Origin of the sequence: Nostoc sp. FACHB-133 (genome assembly GCF_014698055.1) — a bacterium.
Classification (GTDB): Bacteria; Cyanobacteriota; Cyanobacteriia; order Cyanobacteriales; family Nostocaceae; genus Nostoc.
Genome location: NZ_JACJSH010000003.1, coordinates 15281 through 36348, shown reverse-complemented (window position 1 = coordinate 36348; position 21068 = coordinate 15281). Strand labels below are relative to the sequence as shown.

Here is a 21068-nt window from a genome sequence, read left to right as displayed (position 1 = left end):
AAAAATAAGGTAAAATAATAACAAAATTATCATCTATAATTGAATATTTTTGCAATATTTTTTAGGAGTAGGGCTTTGATGGTCTTATTGATCTCAGTCCCTCCAAGATAGCCTTCCTTGCTCATGGTTTTTGTCTATACAGGAGGTGAAATTACAGATGAGGTGTGACCGAAATCGGAAACGTTCCAAGCGAAGAGCAATTTACTGCCCGATTCATAGTTGCTATATAGATAGCGTCAGTCAAAAATATAAAATGTTTGCTGACCAAGCAGGTCAATTACAGCAACGAGGTATGAGTCGACGGAATGCTTTGATGTTAGTAGCGAACCAAACCACAGTTCCTATAGAAGGGGAATGGTTAGAAGCTTTTTGGTGTGAAGGATGTCAGCAAACAACTTGGTATCACATTCGTAAGTGTGATGATAGTAATTATGAAATTTTGGTAGCACCACAAGAAATATGGCGGCAAGTCACAGGAGTGATTGATTCTCTAGGGAACCCTTCCGTTGGTGAGTTTACTCGTAAAAGCGCCAGGCAAGTTGGTTATCAAGGTCTTAGAGGTTTCCAGTTTGTGAGTTAAGAATTATTAGTGTCATTTCGTTAAAAATATTAATCTTCAATCAAGAACTATGAATAGTCCAAAAATTGTCTCCCAACAGGAGTTAGTGATTGAAGCTGGACGTACAGAGCAGCAGTATTGGAAAGATATATGGCGCTATAGAGAATTATTCTATTTTCTTGCTTGGCGTGACATTCTGGTGCGGTATAAGCAAACAGTGATTGGTATGCTCTGGGCACTCATTCGACCATTTTTGACGATGATCGTGTTCAGCGTCATCTTTGGAAGTTTGGCAAAATTACCTTCAGAGGGGTCAGCACCGTATCCAATACTGGTATTTGCTGCCTTATTACCCTGGCAATTTTTTTCCAATGCTCTAAGTGAGTGTAGTAACAGCCTAATTAGTAATGCCAATTTGATTTCTAAGGTCTACTTTCCGCGCTTAATTGTGCCTGCCAGCTCAGTGATTGTCAGCTTTGTGGACTTTCTCGTTTCTGCAATGATTCTCTTAGGGCTAATGGCCTGGTATAATTTTGTTCCCAATTGGCGGATATTATCATTACCGTTATTTATTGGCATTGCCTTTGCTGCTTCATTAGGAGTAGGACTGTGGTTGGCAGCTTTAAATGTGGAATATCGAGACTTCCGGTACATTGTGCCGTTTATTGTGCAGTTTGGTCTATATGTATCGCCCGTCGGTTTTAGTAGCAGCATTGTACCAGAGCAATGGCGTTTGCTCTACTATTTGAACCCAATGGTAGGCGTGATTGATGGCTTTCGCTGGGCAATTTTAGGGGGAGAGTCCAAACTTTACTGGACTGGATTCACACTATCTCTAGGACTAGTTGCTTTGTTACTGGTAAGTGGCATTTGGTACTTCCGAAAAATGGAACGGACATTTGCTGATGTGATTTAGGAGGGATTTGAAATATTTGATCATAACCACATCAAGTAGTTAGTCTACTACCCACTCTAAAGATTTTGTACTTCGACTTTTTTATATTAACTAACGTGTTAAGAAAATTAAATTTCTGAACAGCAATGACTCAGCAAAACGATTTCGATAAAATACTTTTAGCCCAATCTCAGACCACCTCGCAAACTTTATTTACAACTGAGGTTCCTGGGTTTGAATGGAGTGATGGCGTATCCTATGAACTTGGAATGAAGTTCCAAAGTGCCAAGAGTGGTCAAATTACCGCAATCCGCCATTGGAAAGCGGTCAATGAGACTGGCAATCATATAGGGAGAATCTGGTCGGCAACAGGATCTATATTAGGAAGTGTTACTTTCTCGAATGAAACTTCTTCGGGTTGGCAGCAGCAGGATCTCAGCACGCCAGTGAGTATCTTAGCCAATACCACCTATATAGTGACTGTCAGTTGCAATAGCTATTTTGGTGTAACTAATAACGCATTAGCCAGCCCAGTTGTGAATGGCGATCTCAGTTCAGTTGCTGATGGCAACAATTCAGTCTTTGGTAGTCTGAATTCTTTCCCAACTAATTCCTATCAGAACAGTAACTATTTCCGCGACATAGTATTTGTGGTTGGCAACAGTCTGACTAAAGTAAGCGGCGATAATCAAACTGGTACGGCAGGTTCTGCCTTAGCCAACCCGTTCGTTGTGAAAGCTACAGATAGTAATGGCAATCCTCAGTCAGGAGTGACAGTCAACTTTGCTATCACCAGTGGTGGAGGTTCGGTTTCATCCACTAGTGCGGTAACTGGTAACGATGGTCAAGCCAGCACAGTGTTAACTCTAGGGACAACAGCTGGTATAACAAACACTGTGAGTGCAACAGCTTCTGACATAGGTAGCGTGACCTTCAGTGCCAGGGCTAACCCAGCAAACACTAATGCGATTTATTTAGAAAACCAAAAACCTGGTACTACAGATTGGCGGATTCCCCAAGTAGGTCAATCGGATATTGCTGGCTATGCGACAGCAACTAGTGTAAACAAGGGCGGCTCGTTGCCAATCAAAGTTTCTTTAGCACAGGCCGGAAATTACACGATTGATGTGTATCGCTTAGGTTACTACGGAGGACAAGGCGGCCGGCTAATACTGAGTAGCGGTCAGCTTAACGGAATTACCCAGCCCGCATGTAATTTCGACAGTTCTACCCGCACAGTCTCATGTGAAAACTGGTCAACTTCCTACACGCTACAAGTTGGCAATGACTGGACTAGTGGTTTGTATATTGCCAAGCTAACTGACCAGAGAAGTGGGAGTAAGTCGCAGGTAGTGTTTGTTGTTCGTCATGACAGTGAAAGGTCTGACATATTATTCCAGAGCAGCTTCAATACTTTGCAGGCTTATAACCTCAGTGGTGGTTACTCTCTATACCCAGAACAGAGTACTGGAGGTCAAAGGGGGTTTAAGCTTTCCTACGACAGACCAGTCGCACAACATAGCACGTTAACTGGTAGTAACCCTTATAACAACACTATCTTGTCTTGGGAGTACAATATGGTGCGGTGGCTGGAGTCCCAAAGCTATGACATCTCCTACGTAACTAACGTGGATGTCCACGCCAACCCAAGTTTGCTGCAACAGCATAACGTATTTCTGTCAGTCGGTCACGATGAGTACTGGTCGCTAGAGGAGTTTAATAGTGTCAAGACCAGCAGTATCAACAAGGCTTTTTTCTCAGGGAACAGTGTCTATCAGCGAGTGCGGTTTGAAAACTCTAGTATGGGAGTAGCTAACAGGGTTATGGTTTGCTACAAAGATGCCTCAGATCCTGTGGCACCAACCAACAAATTCCGCAGCCCAGAAAACAACAAGCCAGAGAGTGCGTTGAAAGGCAATATGTACATTGGAGGTAGATGGCGGAATTTCTTTTCTGATGGGTTCGATTTTGTGGTGAAAAACAGTACTCACCCCTACTATGCCAACACAAACCTGAATGATGGGGATAAATTAAGTGGTTTGGTGGGCTTTGAATGGGATGCAATCAATTTAAATGCATCTCCAAGTGGGTTGGTTGTTCTCGGCGAATCCATACAGCCGCAAAACTTTGATCAAGCTGAACTAGAGGGTTTTCCTGCTGGAACAGACCCACGGATTTCCCAAGCAGTTTGCTTCACTTCTGCTAGTGGTGCCAAGGTATTTTCGACTGGCTCTATTCAGTTTATGTGGGGGTTAGACAGCGAGGGCGTTAGCGGGCCTCGCGAAGATGATCGCGTCAAGCAAATGGTTGTCAATATATTAGCAGATATGGGAGCTAGACCTTTGACTCCCGGTTCCGGCATAATTGTGCCTTGAAAAACCGTAACAAAATTCACAAATATTATGCTCTACCCTTGCTGGAGTACTGTCTGTACCACCTAAATGGATGCACCACAGTTATCTTTCATAATTGAGCAAATACTAATCCCAGTTGCTTAGGTAGTGTAGGTTATGAATTTGAGAATCAGACGACGAAGATTTGGGCAGTTGGCTATCGTCAGCGCTGTCACCGCAGCAAGTGCTAAATTTACATCTAAGGTGTTTGCACAAGAGTCGGAGCAGCTTTATGGAGTGACCCTTTCTTCAGCTAGCAAAAGTAAAACACAAGACTTAGTTGACGCTGCTACTGCTAACACCATCCCAGGAATTATCTTTCAGTCTATAAACTTTACAACTGGTCAGGTGTTATTAACTGCCGAAATTGCCGCCGACAGCGTTACTAACTCCCTAGAAACCACTGAGACTGTTGCTAAAGCCTTGGTTGTTAAAAAGCCCAGCGAGCGGATAACTGCTTTTACTGTCCTACCCGATAACACATTTGTTATTGCCGCTGTTGCAGCCACTAAGAAAGGCGATTTCAGTCGCCTGATATCTATTACACCTCCTAAAAAGAGTGGAATTAAGCCTCCAAAAGGCTTGAAAATCAAAAAAAACCAGGATAAAAAGTATAGTACTGTTGAAGGGTTATTATCAACTACTATAAAAGGTAAGCAGGTACTACTTGGTATAATTAGTCTTGCAGAAGGTAGCCCTCCTTTTGAGTTGGCATTTATTGACCAAAACTCAGGGCAAGTAGATTCTAGTGTTGCAACAGGTCTACCATATATTTCCCTCAAGGAGAGGCTTGGTAATCTTGCTCAATCTCCATTAGATAGAAAAATTTACGCTACTAGTGTCGGCGGTGAAGGTGGTCTAAGTTTAGTGCAACTAGACCTAGAGAACAGGGCAGTAGTTAGTGGCAGAGGAAAGATTATCAGACTGGTGGAATTAAGCTTCAAGAACAAGCCTCTGGAAAATGACTTGGCAAGTTTAGCCTTTTCTTCTTCAGGTCAACTATTTGCCCTTGCTGACCCCAAATATGAGGGAACAAATTCCCTGTTCACCGTGGATATGAAAACCGGAGCTATGACTCTGGTGAGAAAATTTGCGGTCGATAAAATTCTATTTGTGCGAGCCTAAGAAAGCCTTGTTCTCTAAGTGATTATCATATACAAGTATGACAAAAAGATTGCTGTTGAAGTAGTTTATAGTATTTTATGCTTAATCTCTGAGTACCGATTCACCGAGGCAAGCGGCAGATATCTGCACGCTTAGATGTTTGGAAGTTGAAAAATATGCTCCACATTTGTTTACCTGGTTTTGCTATCAAAATACTATACGGGGCTGTATTCATATTTTTTCTGGCTTTTACCTTTACTCTTCCTGTGTCGGTACAAGCCAGGAAACATAGAAACTACATCAATACCCAACATCCCGTGGGAACTGTGGTCAAAGCCTCCGGCCCCTGCTTCAATAACAGCGATCGCTATGTAGACTGTGGTAATGGCACGATGACTGATACCGTAACTCGACTTATATGGCTCAAGAAGGCAGATTGTCTTGAAGCAACAGATTGGGCAACAGCCAATTACAAAGCAGCTGAGATTAAGAGCGGCGACTGCAATCTGTCGGATAACTCTTCTTCTGGCGATTGGCGTTTGCCGACCAAAGACGAGGTTACGGCACTATTACCTCCTTCAAATCTAAACTGTACTAATCCGACATTGGTAGATCAAGAGGGTTCAGGCTGCTTTGCACAAGGGACACAGTGGGCTACTGGCATCCAATTCAACTACTGGTCTAGTACTACGGGACCTTACCAGGAGGCTGGGAATTCCGCCTGGGCAATCTTCCTAAACTTCGGCGGCGTTGTCAACACCAGTAAGCCGAGCCTCGTCTACGGTTGGCCTGTCCGTGGTACACCATAGTAGCTTGGGTGTTTTAAGAGAAAAGTTTTCGATCTACTGAGAGTAATTTAATAATGTCTGATACAGTAATTAGGGTTGAAAACCTCAGTAAAAAATACGTGTTGAGTCATCAACAAGAAGGAAGTAGCAGATATAAATCTTTGCGAGAATCCATCAGTGATAGAGTCAGTTCACTGGGTAAAAAATTGGTGAAGTCTTCTGGCAAAGAAATATATAATCCAGCCCGTGAAGAGTTTTGGGCATTGAAGGATGTGTCATTTGAAATTAAACAGGGCGAGAGCATTGGAATTATTGGTCGCAACGGTGCAGGAAAATCAACTTTACTCAAAATTTTGAGCCGCATTACTGAACCAAGCAGCGGCTGTATTTCTCTCAAGGGTAGAGTCGCAAGTCTTTTAGAAGTGGGCACAGGTTTTCACCCAGAATTGACAGGTAGAGAAAACATTTATCTCAACGGTGCCATTCTGGGGATGAGCAAAACAGAGATTAAAAGAAAGTTTGATGAAATTGTCACTTTTGCTGAAGTTGAGAAATTTTTAGATACACCTGTTAAACGCTATTCATCAGGGATGTATGTGCGTTTGGCATTTGCCGTAGCAGCGCATTTAGAGCCAGAGATTTTGATTGTGGATGAAGTTCTGGCGGTAGGAGATGCCCAATTTCAAAAGAAGTGCTTGGGAAAAATGAATGATGTTTCTGAAAAAGAAGGGCGTACCGTCTTGTTTGTTAGTCACAACATGACAGCATTAAAAAATCTATGCGATCAAGCCATCTTGCTCAAATCAGGATGTTTAGTAACTTATGGAGAAACTCATCAGGTCGTATCTAGTTATTTGGAGTCCGAAAATGACTCTAAATTTCTTGAAAGAATCTGGGATGATATTGAAACTGCTCCCGGAAACGATAAAATTCGCATACATCAAATCAGGGTAATTCCAGATATTGATGACTCAATAGATGAGATTACGGTTAAAACCCCTCTCAGGATTGAATTTGAGTATTGGAATTACCTCAATGGTGCTAATTTAAATTTGAGCTTACACGTCTACACACTAGAGGGAGTTTGTGTTTTTAATTCAATCTCAAGATCGATTCCTTGTACTTCAGGTCTAATCAGAGGAGTTTGTTACATTCCTGAAGATTTTTTTAATGATGGAAGTTATCAAATTACGATGATGGTCGTTCAAGATACTTCAACTATACTTTATACATGTGAAAATTTACTGAGTTTTACTGTGCATGATATTGAGAGAGAATTCAAATGGTATGGCAAATGGCAAGGAATAGTTCGCCCTAACTTGAAATGGAGGTTTGCTCCCGTTGAAATATTCGCATCTAAGTCCTGCTAAATTTTTGACTAAAAAATGTTGAAGATGAACTAAGACATAGATAATTCAACGAAGATTTTTAGTAAATTTTTATGATATCAAAGTTACTGTTCTGGGGTGCTTCAGGGCACGCTTTAGTGGTCGCAGACATAATCCGCTTACAAGGAATCTATGAAATTGTTGGTTTCCTTGATAATATGAATCCACAACGTTATGGTGAAAACTTCTGCGGAGCTAAAATTCTGGGAGGACAAGAACAGTTAGATTATTGTAAAGATAAAGGGATTAAGTATATAATTTTTGGATTCGGAGATTGTCAGGCGCGATTAAAGTTGTCTGAATTAATTTATAGAAAAGGTTTTTCCTTAGCAACTGCTATTCACCCAACAGCAGTAATTGCTTCTGACGTGTCTATAGGATCGGGAACCGTAATTGCAGCTGGAGCGGTTGTTAATCCCGGATCAAAGATTGGTCAAAATGTCATTATCAATACTTCTGCGAGTGTTGATCACGAGTGCGTGATAGGAGATGGAGCGCATATTTGCCCAGGTGTTCACTTAGCTGGACGAGTAACTGTGGGGCGTGCAGCCTGTGTAGGAATTGGAGCGACGGTCATAGACCGCGTGCGGATAGGTGCAGGTGCCTTAATCGGGGCTGGCGCGGTTGTCGTCAATGATATTCCTGATGGTGTCTTAGTCTATGGTGTTCCGGCTAGAGTAATCAGAAAAATTGACTTATAAGGAAGATTGATTTATTTGGTGAGGCTGATTATGGAATTTTATAAAAAAATACAATACACTTCTCCTGAAGAAACTAAAAAAGCTATCCAAGAAGCACTCGATAAATATAAGATAGTTCATTTTGTCGGGTTTGATTTTCAAATAAATATTCACGACTATTTCACGGAACTAAGTGATTTTTTAGGACTAGTGATTAGTATGGATGAAGATAAAGACACAGGTAAACGAACGGGTCAACGTTGGATAGATATTAGCTACGATCCCGCACGTCCAAATAAGTACCGCTCAAGTAAAACTAGGCAGCCTCTTCATACGGATAATTCTTATCTTAATCATCATGATGCAGTGAATTATTTTTATTGCTTATCTCAGGCACAAGTGGGAGGTGCTACTTTTTTCTTAGATAGCGAATTGCTCATTAAAGTTTTGGAGCTAGACAATGAGCATCAGTTACTAGAAGACCTAAAAAAAATTCCTGTATCTTTTTCAAAAGAAGGTGTCAGCAAAACTAAGCCCATTATTACAGAAGACGAATTAGGAATCCGCTTAAATTATAATTATTACCCCTTAGATAAAGATAACACTCCAGAAGCTAAAGATTTAGTTGAAAGATTTCAGCACTTCCTTGAAGATCGTGTTCATCATAGCGGAATTTACACGAATATCATATTAACAAAAGGAGATGCTGTATTCTTCCATGACGAAAGACTTTTGCATGGTAGAAATGCATTTTTTACTCCTAACAAAGGCGACCGTATTCTCATGAAAGGTTCTGTAATTTTACATTCAAGAAAATCTAAAAATTTAGAGCTTTTTTGCCCAGCATGAAAACAGCAATTGCTAAATTAGGCTTTGGTACCTGGCAATTTAGCGGGGAAAACCTTATTGCTGGTCAGCATAAAGGATGGGGGTATATTGACGACAAAGAAGCTATTCAAGCAGTTCACCTTGCTCTTGATCACGGTATCCAATTCTTTGATACAGCGGATTCTTATGGAGAGGGTAGATCGGAAGAAATTTTAGGTAAAGCTTTTCAAAGCTATCCGAGTGGGAATTTTATTGTTTGTACGAAGTTTGGCAATCGAAAAGATAATCAAGGTAATTCTTTTCATGATTTTTCTCCGGAATGGCTGGAAAAATCTGTAACTAACAGCCTTGAGCGTTTAAACATTGATTGCATTGATGTTTTACTATTTCATAGCCCGCCAGATAATTTTGATTGGAAAAATTACGATAAGTTTATTCTAGAACGCCTCAAGCAGAAAGGATATATTAAGGAATATGGTGTGAGTTCAAAAACTATCAAAGGCGCATTAAAAGTAGCAGAAGATAAATTTGGAAGTACGATTGAGGCAATATTTAATGCATTGGATCGGCGTGCTGAAGAATATTTATTTAATAAGTTAGATCATGAATATCAATTTATAGCTAGAGTGCCTTTAGCTTCCGGTTTTCTTAAGCAAAAATATTTGTACCAAACTCCAGAGTTTGCCGAAAATGATTGGCGGCATTATTTGTCCGAAATAGATAAAAATTGGTTACTGGAAAGTGCCAGAAAATTAGCTTTTCTAGATGAATTGCCAGGAGGAATTACAATTTCAGCGTTGCGCTATGTCTTATATCATTCAGGTGTTGGAGTCGTTATCCCAGGAATGAGAAATCCTCAACAAGTGAAAGCTAACTTGCAAGCTGTAGAATTTGGCGTACTCGACCCCGAAGTCGTTGAAAAAATAAAACAAGCTGTTAGTGATGTACCAGCACACTGGAAATTTTAGCTTTTAGGTTTGGTTCATAAAAATCATTAATAGCAATTGTTCAAGAACTCTATTGGTTCTCTATATCACCTAGTAAACAGACATAAACTAAAAGGTTATTTACAGCAAATGAGTAACAAAACTCGATTGGAACACTTAGCAATATTCGGTGCGGCTCCTGCCTTTAATGAAAAGCTACATGTGGGTCGCCCTAACATTGGGAACCGCGATCACCTGTTCCAACGAATTAACGACCTGCTAGATAGAAGATGGTTGACTAATAACGGTAGCTACGTTCAGGAGTTTGAACAGCGCATTGCTGACATGATTGGGGTCAAGCATTGCATTCCTATGTGTAATGGAACTGTCGCTTTAGAAATTGCTATTAGAGCAGCAGGACTCACGGGAGAGGTTATCATTCCTTCGTTCACCTTCATTGCTACTGCTCACGCATTACAGTGGCAAGAGATAACTCCAGTCTTTTGTGATATTGATCCTCATACTTACACTATCAATCCGTGGCGGGTTGAGGCAATGATTACACCCCGCACGACCGGAATCATTGGCGTTCATCTGTGGGGGCAACCTTGTAATGTAGAAGCCCTAACAGAAATAGCTCGCAAGCATAACCTCAAGCTGATGTTTGACGCAGCCCATTCTTTTGGCTGTTCCTACAACGGACAAATGATAGGTAACTTTGGCGATGCAGAGGTGTTCAGCTTTCATGCAACTAAATTTTTCAATACCTTTGAGGGTGGAGCTGTCGCCACTAATAATGATGAACTCGCTGGCAAAATTCGTCTGATGAAAAACTTTGGCTTTTCTGGATTTGAGAATGTCAGTTATATCGGCACTAATGGCAAAATGAGCGAAGTTTGTGCTGCAATGGGGCTAACAGGTTTGGAAAGTTTAGACGAATTTGTGGCTATCAACTATCAAAATTACAAACAATATCAACACGAAGTAAGGAATATTCCAGGTGTTAAATTATTAACCTACGATGAGACTGAAAAATCCAACTATCAGTATATTGTGCTGGAAATTGACCAAGAAATTACTCACGTCAGCCGAGATCAATTTGTAAAAATATTCTGGGCTGAAAATATATTGGCTCGACGCTACTTTTATCCTGGATGTCATCGTATGGAACCCTATCGCTCCTACTTTCCTCATGCAGGACTGCTGCTACCGGAGACTGAAAGTTTGGGCAAACGAGTACTGGTTCTGCCTACAGGTACGGCGGTTGGTACAGAGGAAATCAATAAAATCTGTCAGATTATTAGGTTGGTAGTTCAACATAGTCGTGAAGTCAAGGACAGACTAGTTAATGCATCTGAGGAGTTGATACGGACACGTCGATGACAAATATATTCCACTTAGGAAAAATCAGACAATGAGAAATCGCGATTAAACAAACGAAGCAGGTCTCGGCAATTTAGGATAATTCAGTCCGTGACAGATGACTTAGTTTGTATAGCCCCAGACTTTCAGTCTGAGGGCAATTTGTTTGAGTCAACATTATTTAGACAGCATTCCTATGAAACTAAGTGTATTAATACTCGCCTACAATCATGAAAAATTTATTACTCAGGCGCTAGATAGTGTTCTGATGCAGCAAGTTAATTTTGACTATGAGATTGTGATTGGCGAAGACTGCTCTACAGATAATACGCAAGATATTCTGATTGGATATCAACAAGAATATCCAGAGAAAATCCGCTTGTTACTGCCTGAGAAAAATTTGGGAATGCATGATAATTTCATTCAAACTTTTAAAGCGTGCCGAGGTAAATATATAGCGCTTCTTGAAGGAGATGATTACTGGACTTCTCCGGACAAACTACAAAAACAAGTAGATTTTTTAGATACACATACTGACTATACAATCTGTTTCCATAATGCCTTATATCTTTATCAGGATGGCAGTACAAGGTGCTTTATGCCTCCAGAAAATTGTAAAAATACTTTTACTCTTGAAGATATACTTAACTCAAACATTATGTCATTTGCTTCAATAGTGTTTCGACAGGGTTTTATAGAAGAATTTCCAGAGTGGATGTACGATATAAACTTTGTTGATTGGATATTGCAAATTTTACTTGCTCAACACGGAAATATTGGATACATCAATGAAACCATGAATGTATATAGAATTCATCCTAATGGGAATTGGTCTTGGAGAACTCAAATAGAAATGCGCTTGGAAATCTTGAAAGCATATCATTACATCGAAAACTATCTAGACTCTAAATACCAGAATAAAATAAGAATAGCCATGTCTGATAATTATAAATTATTATGTATAGCTTATATGCAAAATGATGATAGAAAAAATGCTCGCAAATTTTTAAATAAATTCTTATTGCAAGACTTATTAAACAATCGCTTGTTAAGCGATTTGTCATTAAAAACTTCATTTTTAATGAATATCTATCTTCCAGCTTTATACAAAGTTTTAAAAAAAATAAAGTATACTTTTATAAGTAAAATAGCATCTGAAAAAATAATTTAAAAAGTTTTACTTAGTAAAAAGACATATAAGGTAATAGCCAAACTTTACTAGTTATTTTTTTAAATAGCAAAGGTTGGCTAGCTGAAGATATTAGGTAGGAGAAGTCAAAAGAAGTAATGATCGCGTCGCATCTAGCAAATTTACAAAAGCTGTTGTTTAAGCTTGAATTAAAATAATAATGGTCAGACTTATACGATGAATCAATATGTTGCGTATGATGTTCAAGAGATATCCTCTGCTCGCTTAACATGAAGGCTTAATTATTATAAATAAGAATAATTTAAGTCTGCATCTATCGTAAGATACTTTAATAAAAACTATAATTTAATCAGATATATGAATGTCCTGCATATTAATCAATCCGATATTGGTGGCGGTGCGGCGATCGCAGGCTATCGCCTTCATCAAGGTTTATTGCAACAAGGTGTTAACTCAAAACTGTTAGTTGGCAAAGTTAACACTGATAGTAGCCTTGTTGCTGCCGTAGGTCATAAGTATCGCGTAGAAAATCAATTATTGCGTTTGACTAGGCGCTTAGGATTAAATTACCTCCATTTACTAAGCACGTTTGACATCTGGAAGCATGATTTTTATGAACAGGCTGATATTATTAATTTCCACAACCTGCACACAGGGTATTTTAATTATTTAGGTATTCCTGGATTAACCAAAAGTAAACCTGCTATTTTTACCCTCCATGATATGTGGAGCTTTACCGGACATTGCGCCTATAGTTACGATTGCGATCGCTGGCAGCAAGGTTGTGGTCAATGTCCCTACCCTGGAACTTATCCAGAGATAGCAAGAGATAATACTCATCTAGAATGGCAACTGAAAGACTGGGTTTACGGTAAGTCTGATCTCACAATAGTGACTCCTAGTCAATGGCTGACTGAGCAGGCAAAAAAAAGTATACTTAACCGATTTTCAATTTATCACATACCATATGGTCTTGACACTGATGCTTATCAATCTTTAGATAAAGACAAATGTAAAAATATTTTAGGTATTCCTGCCGAGAAAAAAGTTATCATGTTTTGTGCAGATGGCTTACAGGATTCTCGTAAAGGTGGGGATTTACTTGTACAAGCGATCCAAACTTTACCTCAAGCGTTAAAAGCGGAAACATTATTACTAACTTTGGGTAGTGGAGGGGAAAAAGTTCTTGAAGTAGTGGGAATACCAACTTTAAACTTGGGGTATGTAAGTGGCGATCGCATGAAGTCAATAGCCTATTCTGCGGCTGATGTATTTATCTTCCCCACTCGTGCGGATAATTTACCTTTGGTACTGCAAGAGAGTATGGCATGTGGTACGCCAATGGTTTCTTTCAAAGTTGGTGGTGTACCTGATTTAGTCCGTGCAGGAATAACTGGTTATTTAGCTCAACCAGAAGATACACAAGATTTTTGTAATGGTATTGTCCAATTACTAATAGACAAAGAGCAACGGTACAAAATGAGTGAAAATTGTCGAGTGATCGCACTTCAAGAGTATACCCTGGAACTGCAAGCAAAAAAATACATTGAGCTATACCAACAGGTATTGCGATCGCCATGATTGGGATAGGGTGATATTGACAACAGGTTACACTTACGCCCTTATCTATAACTGTAATGTTTGTGCATTATAAAGTGGATATTTGAAATCGCATCAGTGAAAATTGTCCATTTGCAGCAATACCCATCTTATACATTCCCCTCAGTAAGTCCTTGGTAAATGCTATGAATAGGCAACAATAATGCAAAAGCATATTCTTTTAGTTTCTTTCCTACCACCAATGGCAGGAACTGGTAGTCCTATTATTTTAAAAAGACATCTCAGCCAACTTGAGCTTCAAGGCTGGAAAATATCAGTTGTAGTACCAGAATCATCTCTAAGCAATACAAATAAATTTTCCAGTTCGTGGCAGATTATTCCTTTAACTGGTCGCAAATGGTGGTGGCCTCCTGTTAGACGGAAAATTTCAGGGCTATTAAAAATGCGTCTACCTCTTTGGCGATGGGAGTGTGAGCAATATCTACTAAAAGAGCGACCCTCAGTAATTTTGACGTGTCTTTGGGATATCTATCCTTTATTAGCTTTGCATCTATCACAAAGTTGGAACGTTCCTCTATCAGTCATAATTCATGATCAAGAAGAAGTATGGGCGAAATCAGAAGACGAACGTTGCCGCATTAGGCAACGCTCTCTAACTATACTTAACAAAGCAGCTAGAATCTGGCCAGTTTCGTCAGAGCTTGCAAAAGTTTACAACCTTAACAATACCGAAAAAAGTTCTGTCCTTTACCCCATTCCTGAAAAAATCAATTGCAGTTTTGTGGAATGGAAAAGTAATTTCCAGTCCCATCCTGTTGTTGCTCATGCTGGAAGCTTACATCCATTTCAATTTACTAACTTTCTAATCCTTGCTCAAACTCTGCAAAAAATAAATGGGATACTTTTAATCATTGCTTCTGGTGATAATTCTACTTTGACTAAGTTGCTTGATATGTGCCCAAATGTTAAATATCATGAGCCTTTTGAGCAAAATAAAGATGTTATCAGCTTTCTATCAGATAACGCTAGTTGTATATTGGTATCCTACTCCTTCTCCCTAGTTGAACAACCTTGGGCAGCCACTAGTTTTCCGAGCAAGTTAGTTGAGTTTTCAAAATTAGGTTTACCAATCCTTATCCTGTCACCTCGCTCTACAGCCATATCTGAGTGGGCTGAGAGAAACCAGTGGCTTGCACACATTACCCAACTAGATAACGCAGAAATTTTGAATACTTTAGTCAAGCTGACAAACAAAGAAACTTGGATGCAAATGTCCGATCAAACACAAAAATTCGCTCTTCATGAATTCAATCCAGAACGTATTCATTCACAGTTTGTATTTGAGCTACCTGATACGGTATTTTAATATTAATCAAAAACATTATATGACGTGTTATAAATAAACATGCAAATTAAAAAAATATTTATATGGATTTTAATAATATTTATAAATTGATTAATCATATATTTTATCTACCTATATCAGAATTGCAGAAGATGTATATAAATTATTGCTATACACTTGATAAAAAGCAAAACGCCAAGTTTTCAAGTCTAAAATTGATAATTTTTGGGATTCAGTAATTGCATGAAATTACTATTCATCATCCCCGAATATCCACCTTGCTCTGGTGGTGGAATAGCTACTTTTTATAGTAACCTGCTACCAGAACTTTCTCGTCAAGGACATCAAGTTCGTGTAGTAGTGGGTAGTGCCTTTTCATCAGCACTAACCGACTATCAGGTAAACGGATTAACCATAGAATTTCTCAAACCCCAAGCAGTAAATGCTAATCTTGCAAAATTTAATCGTTACCATGCAATTCCAGAATTTCAACGTCATCTTGCAGCTGCTTGGACAATATGGGAACAAGTAAACGGAGGTCAAGACTACGACTTAGTTGAAACAACAGATTGGGGTATGTTGTTTGCCCCTTGGATTGTCTCAAAAAACAGTCCACCCACCGTTGTTCAACTTCATGCCAGCATTGGTCAAATAGATTTTTCTGATCCTCAACTTGATAATCAACTCCAAGGTAGTTTGATTCGTTTATTAGAATTAAACCTACTATCGCTAGCAGATGAGTTGCAAGCTAACAGTCAGTCTAATGCTAAGATTTGGCAACAGATGACTGGCAGAGATGTTACCTATATTCCCCCAGCTCTGTCTTCTAAGCCTATTACCAAACCATTAAATAAATCTGCTAATGGTTTAGTGGTAGGGCGGATTCAGTACTGGAAAGGGCCAACAATTCTCTGTGAGACTCTAAGATTACTTGGGGAAAAATCACCTAATATCAACTGGATTGGTCGTGATACAGTTTATCGAGATTCAAAAACTTTAATGTCTGCCTATCTTACACAGACCTATCCTGATATTTGGGGAAAAAAAATTCAGCCATTAGGAACTTTTTCTCCAGAAAAAACTTGCCAACTCCAAGCAACAGCAAACTTTATACTTGTACCGTCTATTTGGGACGTATTCAACTACACCTGTATAGAAGGTATGGCTCAAGGGCAGCTTGTATTATGTTCTCAGGGAGCTGGAGCAGCAGATTTGATTACTGATGAAGTCAATGGTTTAACTTTTAAAGTAGGTGATCCCCAAAGTTTAGCAAAAGGCTTAGATAGTCTACTGAGTTTGAGTGTCGCAAAACGAGAAGAAATTGGCAAGGCTGCTCAAGAAACTGTCAAGACAAAACTTGCACCGACTAAAATTGCCCAACAAAGAATTGAAATTTATCAAAAGCTGATCGACAATGGTAGATTTTCAACTAGTCCTAATTCTTGGTTAATTGATGCTGTTTCTCCTACACAGCCTTTAGAAAAACCATTAGAATTTCTTGATCGTCTACCTTTGCGTGAGTTGAGTAATTATCTGTGGAAACGCAGTCTGCAAAAATTTCTAAGTTGATAGCTATGACTCATCCTTCCTTAGCTTTATGTATTCCTGCTTACAATGCTACAGCTTACTTACCGCGATTACTTGAGTCTGCCTTAGCACAGACAATTCCGTTCGATGAAATCTGGGTTTATGACGATTGCAGCACCGATGAAACGGGGAAAGTCGCTGCTGAGTTTGGAGCTAAAGTTATTAGAGGAGAAATAAATCGCGGCTGTTCTCACGGTAAAAATATGCTAGCAGAACACACAACTTGCGAGTGGATTCATTTTCATGATGCTGATGATGCCCTATATCCAAATTTTGTAGAACAAGCTCATCAATGGATGGCGTTAGAGAATCCGCCAGATATTGTGCTATTCAATTATGAATGGCGACGAGATGATACTGGAGAGTTGCTCGGCATTTGCAAGTTTGATGATGCCGAATTGAGACGAGATGCGATCGCATACACAATTAGACGACAAATTAATCCCTTTTGTGGGTTGTATCGCCGTTCAGCATACCTAAAGGCAGGTGGTTATGACACTGATCCATTAGTACTTTACAACGAAGATGTAGCATTCCATTGTCGGATGGCGATCGCAGGTTTAAAATTTGCGGCTGAACCGACAACTACAATCATTAATTACTATCGAGCTAATTCTATGTCCTCTGCTAACCAAATTAAATGTGCCCAAGCACAATTTCATGTTATGCGGAAGGTATCTGAATCTCTCAAAGGGAAATACTCTAATGAAATTTCTCAAAAACTTTGGGGAATTGCTGGAGTTTCTGCTGCTTATTTAGACTGGAACACTGCTGATAGCTGTGTGAATCTAGCTTTCTCTCTCAACAGTAAAACTCCTAATCATTTAAGTGCTTTATTCCGGCTGTTATGTAATTTTAATCCTTATTTTGCTATTCGCTTTAGAGAGTGGTTAATCAGATTCTTTAAGCCACAGCTTCGTCAGCCAATAATCACTGAGTCTGGGAGAATCTGAATTTATTGCTGGATGTTAATGGGCAAGATTTTACGGGCTATCTAATAGTTTGAGCAAGCAATGCTCAAGAATCAGTCTGGAATCAGCATTTCGCTCTTTAGAATTTGCTATAAATAACAATTAAAATGTCAATAAGTCCATTAGTCTCAATACTCATACCCGTTTACAATGCCGAGCCATATCTACGGGAAAATCTAGACTCGGCTCTAAATCAAACTTGGCGAAATATAGAAATAATATTAGTTGATGATGGCTCTAAAGATGATAGCTTGGCGATAGCTAAAAGCTACGAATCAAAGGGTGTAAAAGTGATTTCTCAAGGTCAAAATAAAGGACAAACGGCTGCCTTAAACAGATGCTTGGCAGAAGCGAAGGGCGACTTTATTCAATACCTTGATGCTGATGACATTTTAGAACCACAAAAAATTGAAGTACAAATTAAGCGTCTTTTAGAAGAACCTAGCGGTACTCTGGCGATCGCACCCTGGGCAAGATTTTATCAAAATGATTTGTCAACCGCTAAATTTGTACCCAACAACGATTGGCGCGACTTTGATGATCCCATCGCTTGGCTGGTGGAATGTTGGACAGGTCACGGAACAATGCCCCCAGGCTCTTGGCTATATCCACGAGAAATCATTGAAAAGACTGGTTTATGGCATGAAGAACTAACACTGAATAATGACATGGAATATTTTACAAGAGCCGTACTTGCCAGTAGGCGCTTAGTTTTTTGTCCTGAAGCTAAATGGTATTATCGCTCAGGAAACCCTAGCTTGAGTGGACAACGCTCTGAAAAAGCCTTGTGGTCTCAATATGAAGTCATTCGACTCAGTACAGAACGATTATTAAGTGTTGAAAATAGCGATCGGACACGTTATGCTGCTGCTTGCTCTTGGCAGAACTTTGTTTTTCTTGCTTATCATCGTTTACCAGAGTTAGTGCAATATGCAGAGAAGAAAATTACTGAACTTGGCGGTTGTGATGTCAAGCCAGGCGGTGGTTCACTATTTAGAGTCTTGAGAGATATTTTTGGCTGGAAGGCTGCAATGAATTTGCAAAGATTTTACTATCGGTATCGCTATCAAATAAATTACTAAATAGTTTATTAACTCCAGTGCAGTCACTTTTATAATTTTAATTGCTATAAAAAAGAGGAAATAATTTGCCAAACAAAATCAAGAAAGGTCTATTTGTAACTTTCTCCGTCTATGTTAATAGTGCTTTTGGTGGAGTGCAGCGCTGCACAAAGGAATATCAAGAAGTTATTGAAGCGGCAGGATGGAGCTTAGAACTTTTAGCGTATGAAATAGATCGCCGATGGCAGGCGAGAATTTTCCGCAAACTTAAACCATCGAGCTTTTATAATCGCATTCCGCAGTCTTTTGTTGATGCCTTAATTGCACAAGTTCAATCAGAACATATTCCTTACGTATTTCTCAACCAAGTGGATGCATTACCTATTGCACCATACTTAAAAAATGCCGTACCAGATGTCAAGATTGTCTTGCTATCTCATGGGGCGCAGTTTGTCGATGATTTTCTTGCAGCGCAGAATCAGACTTCAATATCTCCAAGGAAGCGATCGCATCTAGCTAATACAATTCTTGATGAGATGCAACTTAGGCAATATATAGATCATGTATTTACATTAAGTGAGCAAGAAGTCGCATTTGAGCGTTGGCTAGGCGCAAAGTCCGTAAGTTGGCTGCCTCGCATTATTTCACCAAAGCCTCTAGACTGGAGACCGATTGCTGGTCGTGCAGGGTTTGTTGGCACATTAGCTCATCAACCAAACTATGAAGGACTGCTAAGTATATTGACTAACTTGCAAACTAGGAAAGATTTTGAAGGAACTATCAGAATAGTCAGTAGTTCAAAAGAACTGGGCAAATATTTAGAAGAGCGGTTTCATTTCGTTAAATATCTAGGTCGCCTTGATAACGAAGACCTTAAAAATGAAGCATCAACTTGGACATGGTTCATTCATCCTTTATTTATATGGTCTCGCGGCTGTAGCACTAAGCTAGCCGATGCACTGGAGTGGCAAATACCTGTCCTAACCACTGAAGTAGGTTGTAGAGGATACACATGGCAAAAAGGCAATGTGATTAGATTCGATGCAATAAACGAGTATTCTTCTTATTTATGTGGCAAGGACTCAGAATATGATATATCTTTAGTCAGACAAAAACTAATCCTAGCCTCAGAAACATCTCCTTCTGTTCTTGATGTCGCTGCACTAGCTAAACTAGCTTTGAACAAAATAAGCTAATCTGCATTTTAATTTTTGGGCTGAGTCCCTAACAGCATGGGCTTCATAGCGATCATCATACAATTTTGATGCGTGACAGATACTCGGAAAAACCCTAGTCATTATCCAAAGTTATGAATATCAAATAACAGCTATTTACGATCGGATTATTTGGAAGAATGCCAGCCGATTGTCATATTTTAAGGTATTTTTTTCAAGACAGTAGAGGAAAATCAAAATAATGACCTATCAAGACACTGTAAAAGTTCATATCGTCACCTATAGAAGACCACATCTTTTAGTCAGAGCATTAAAAAGTTTAACTAAGCAAACTTATACATCATGGATCGCAGAAGTTATTAATGACGATCCTACAGATGATAGCGTCAATCAAGTTATCAAAAATCTAAATGATTCTAGGATATTTCTATCTCAACCAATGATTCATAGAGGAGGCACAGAAAATTTTAACTATGCTTTTCGAGCCCAAGACACTAAGTATGCCTGCCTACTTGAAGATGATAATTGGTATCAAGAAGATTTTTTACAGTGTATGATATCTGCATTGACTAATTTTCCTAATATAGAACTTGCTTGTGCTAATGAAATTATCTGGAAAGAGGAACCAGATGGTAGCTGGTTAAATACGCAAAAAACAATTTGGAAATATGACAACGATTTTGAATTATTCAAATCTAACTTATTAGACAAATGTGGTTCTGCTAAAATTTGTAATAGTTCAATGTTTTGGAGAACAAAAAACTCACCTAATTGGCAAACACCACAGTCTATTCCTATAGACGTAACTGAGCATTTTCGAGAACGGATTATCCCACATCCTATATTGTTAGTAAAAAAGCCACTTGTGAATTATGCTGAAACTATTGACTCTTATAGGTCTTCTGATGTCTCAAGATGGGGATCTTACCAAGTTTTGTTAATTGGCTCCATATTTGAAACAGTTTATGGTGATATGTTTGATATGAGACAACAGTTAGCCGATTCTCTTTGGCAAAAAGCATTTACTTCTCAAAAGCAATTATACACATCTTTGCTATTTACTGGACTCGTGTTTAAAGAAGCGAAGATATTATGGTCAATGTGTCCTCTAAACTTAAAGTTAAGATTTTTAATGACTCTCGTAAGAAGACCAGTATCGTCTCTGCTCATCTTAAAATCAAAAATCCTGCAAGAAGAAGCTTATAAATTTCTGGTTAACAGCAAAAATTTTACTTAGCTCCGATCATTTTTTATTTACGATAGAAAGCACTATAACTCTTATAGCTATAAGTTTAG

At 39.1% G+C, this 21068-nt stretch carries 18 protein-coding genes; all 18 read left to right on the top strand.

From position 1 onward, the window contains the following. Positions 1-157: 157 nt before the first annotated feature. The 18 genes from H6G86_RS03620 to H6G86_RS03535 all read left to right on the top strand — a co-directional run bounded on the left by H6G86_RS03620 (position 158) and on the right by H6G86_RS03535 (position 21009). Entirely contained in the window at positions 158-580 is a 423-nt protein-coding gene (locus tag H6G86_RS03620; RefSeq protein ID WP_190933156.1) for a hypothetical protein, read from the top strand. 49 nt (positions 581-629) lie between these two features. Further along, a complete protein-coding gene (locus tag H6G86_RS03615; protein ID WP_190933155.1) occupies positions 630-1475 on the top strand; it encodes an ABC transporter permease in 846 nt (281 codons plus the stop codon). A gap of 125 nt (positions 1476-1600) precedes the next feature. Further along, positions 1601-3829 carry a N,N-dimethylformamidase beta subunit family domain-containing protein gene (locus H6G86_RS03610; protein WP_190933154.1) on the top strand — a complete coding sequence of 743 codons (2229 nt, stop codon included), beginning with the start codon at positions 1601-1603 and terminating at the stop codon, positions 3827-3829. A gap of 135 nt (positions 3830-3964) precedes the next feature. Then, positions 3965-4972 carry a hypothetical protein gene (locus tag H6G86_RS03605; RefSeq protein WP_190933153.1) on the top strand — a complete coding sequence of 336 codons (1008 nt, stop codon included), beginning with the start codon at positions 3965-3967 and terminating at the stop codon, positions 4970-4972. A 155-nt stretch (positions 4973-5127) separates the two neighbouring features. After that, entirely contained in the window at positions 5128-5760 is a 633-nt protein-coding gene (locus H6G86_RS03600) for an Lcl C-terminal domain-containing protein (RefSeq protein ID WP_190933152.1), read from the top strand. Between the two features lie 53 nt (positions 5761-5813). Continuing rightward, complete coding sequence (locus H6G86_RS03595) at positions 5814-7109, top strand: ABC transporter ATP-binding protein (RefSeq protein WP_190933151.1); 1296 nt, start codon at positions 5814-5816, stop codon at positions 7107-7109. A 71-nt stretch (positions 7110-7180) separates the two neighbouring features. Further along, positions 7181-7828, top strand: coding sequence for an acetyltransferase (locus H6G86_RS03590; protein ID WP_190933150.1), 648 nt, complete (start codon positions 7181-7183; stop codon positions 7826-7828). 30 nt (positions 7829-7858) lie between these two features. Continuing rightward, complete coding sequence (locus tag H6G86_RS03585) at positions 7859-8656, top strand: TauD/TfdA family dioxygenase (RefSeq protein WP_190933149.1); 798 nt, start codon at positions 7859-7861, stop codon at positions 8654-8656. Beyond that, the gene (locus tag H6G86_RS03580) at positions 8653-9603 is read left to right on the top strand and encodes an aldo/keto reductase (RefSeq protein ID WP_190933148.1); all 951 of its coding nucleotides are present in this window, start codon (positions 8653-8655) and stop codon (positions 9601-9603) included. The genes H6G86_RS03585 and H6G86_RS03580 overlap by 4 nt, the downstream gene beginning before the upstream one ends. 108 nt (positions 9604-9711) lie before the next feature. Next, on the top strand, positions 9712-10944 hold the full coding sequence (locus H6G86_RS03575) for an aminotransferase class I/II-fold pyridoxal phosphate-dependent enzyme (RefSeq protein WP_190933147.1): 1233 nt from the start codon (positions 9712-9714) through the stop codon (positions 10942-10944). A 175-nt stretch (positions 10945-11119) separates the two neighbouring features. Beyond that, positions 11120-12094, top strand: a complete 975-nt coding sequence (locus H6G86_RS03570) for a glycosyltransferase (protein WP_190933146.1) — start codon at positions 11120-11122, stop codon at positions 12092-12094. Between the two features lie 336 nt (positions 12095-12430). Further along, positions 12431-13654, top strand: a complete 1224-nt coding sequence (locus tag H6G86_RS03565) for a glycosyltransferase family 4 protein (protein WP_190933145.1) — start codon at positions 12431-12433, stop codon at positions 13652-13654. Positions 13655-13835: 181 nt separating this feature from the next. Beyond that, on the top strand, positions 13836-14999 hold the full coding sequence (locus H6G86_RS03560) for a glycosyltransferase family protein (protein ID WP_190933144.1): 1164 nt from the start codon (positions 13836-13838) through the stop codon (positions 14997-14999). A gap of 222 nt (positions 15000-15221) precedes the next feature. Then, positions 15222-16547, top strand: coding sequence for a glycosyltransferase family 4 protein (locus tag H6G86_RS03555; RefSeq protein WP_190933143.1), 1326 nt, complete (start codon positions 15222-15224; stop codon positions 16545-16547). 5 nt (positions 16548-16552) lie between these two features. Continuing rightward, positions 16553-17518 carry a glycosyltransferase family 2 protein gene (locus tag H6G86_RS03550; RefSeq protein WP_190933142.1) on the top strand — a complete coding sequence of 322 codons (966 nt, stop codon included), beginning with the start codon at positions 16553-16555 and terminating at the stop codon, positions 17516-17518. 125 nt (positions 17519-17643) lie between these two features. Next, a complete protein-coding gene (locus H6G86_RS03545) occupies positions 17644-18618 on the top strand; it encodes a glycosyltransferase family 2 protein (protein ID WP_190933141.1) in 975 nt (324 codons plus the stop codon). A 65-nt stretch (positions 18619-18683) separates the two neighbouring features. Continuing rightward, positions 18684-19793 carry a glycosyltransferase gene (locus H6G86_RS03540; protein WP_190933140.1) on the top strand — a complete coding sequence of 370 codons (1110 nt, stop codon included), beginning with the start codon at positions 18684-18686 and terminating at the stop codon, positions 19791-19793. A 220-nt stretch (positions 19794-20013) separates the two neighbouring features. Next, on the top strand, positions 20014-21009 hold the full coding sequence (locus H6G86_RS03535) for a glycosyltransferase family 2 protein (protein ID WP_190933139.1): 996 nt from the start codon (positions 20014-20016) through the stop codon (positions 21007-21009). The last annotated feature ends 59 nt before the right edge of the window (positions 21010-21068 follow it).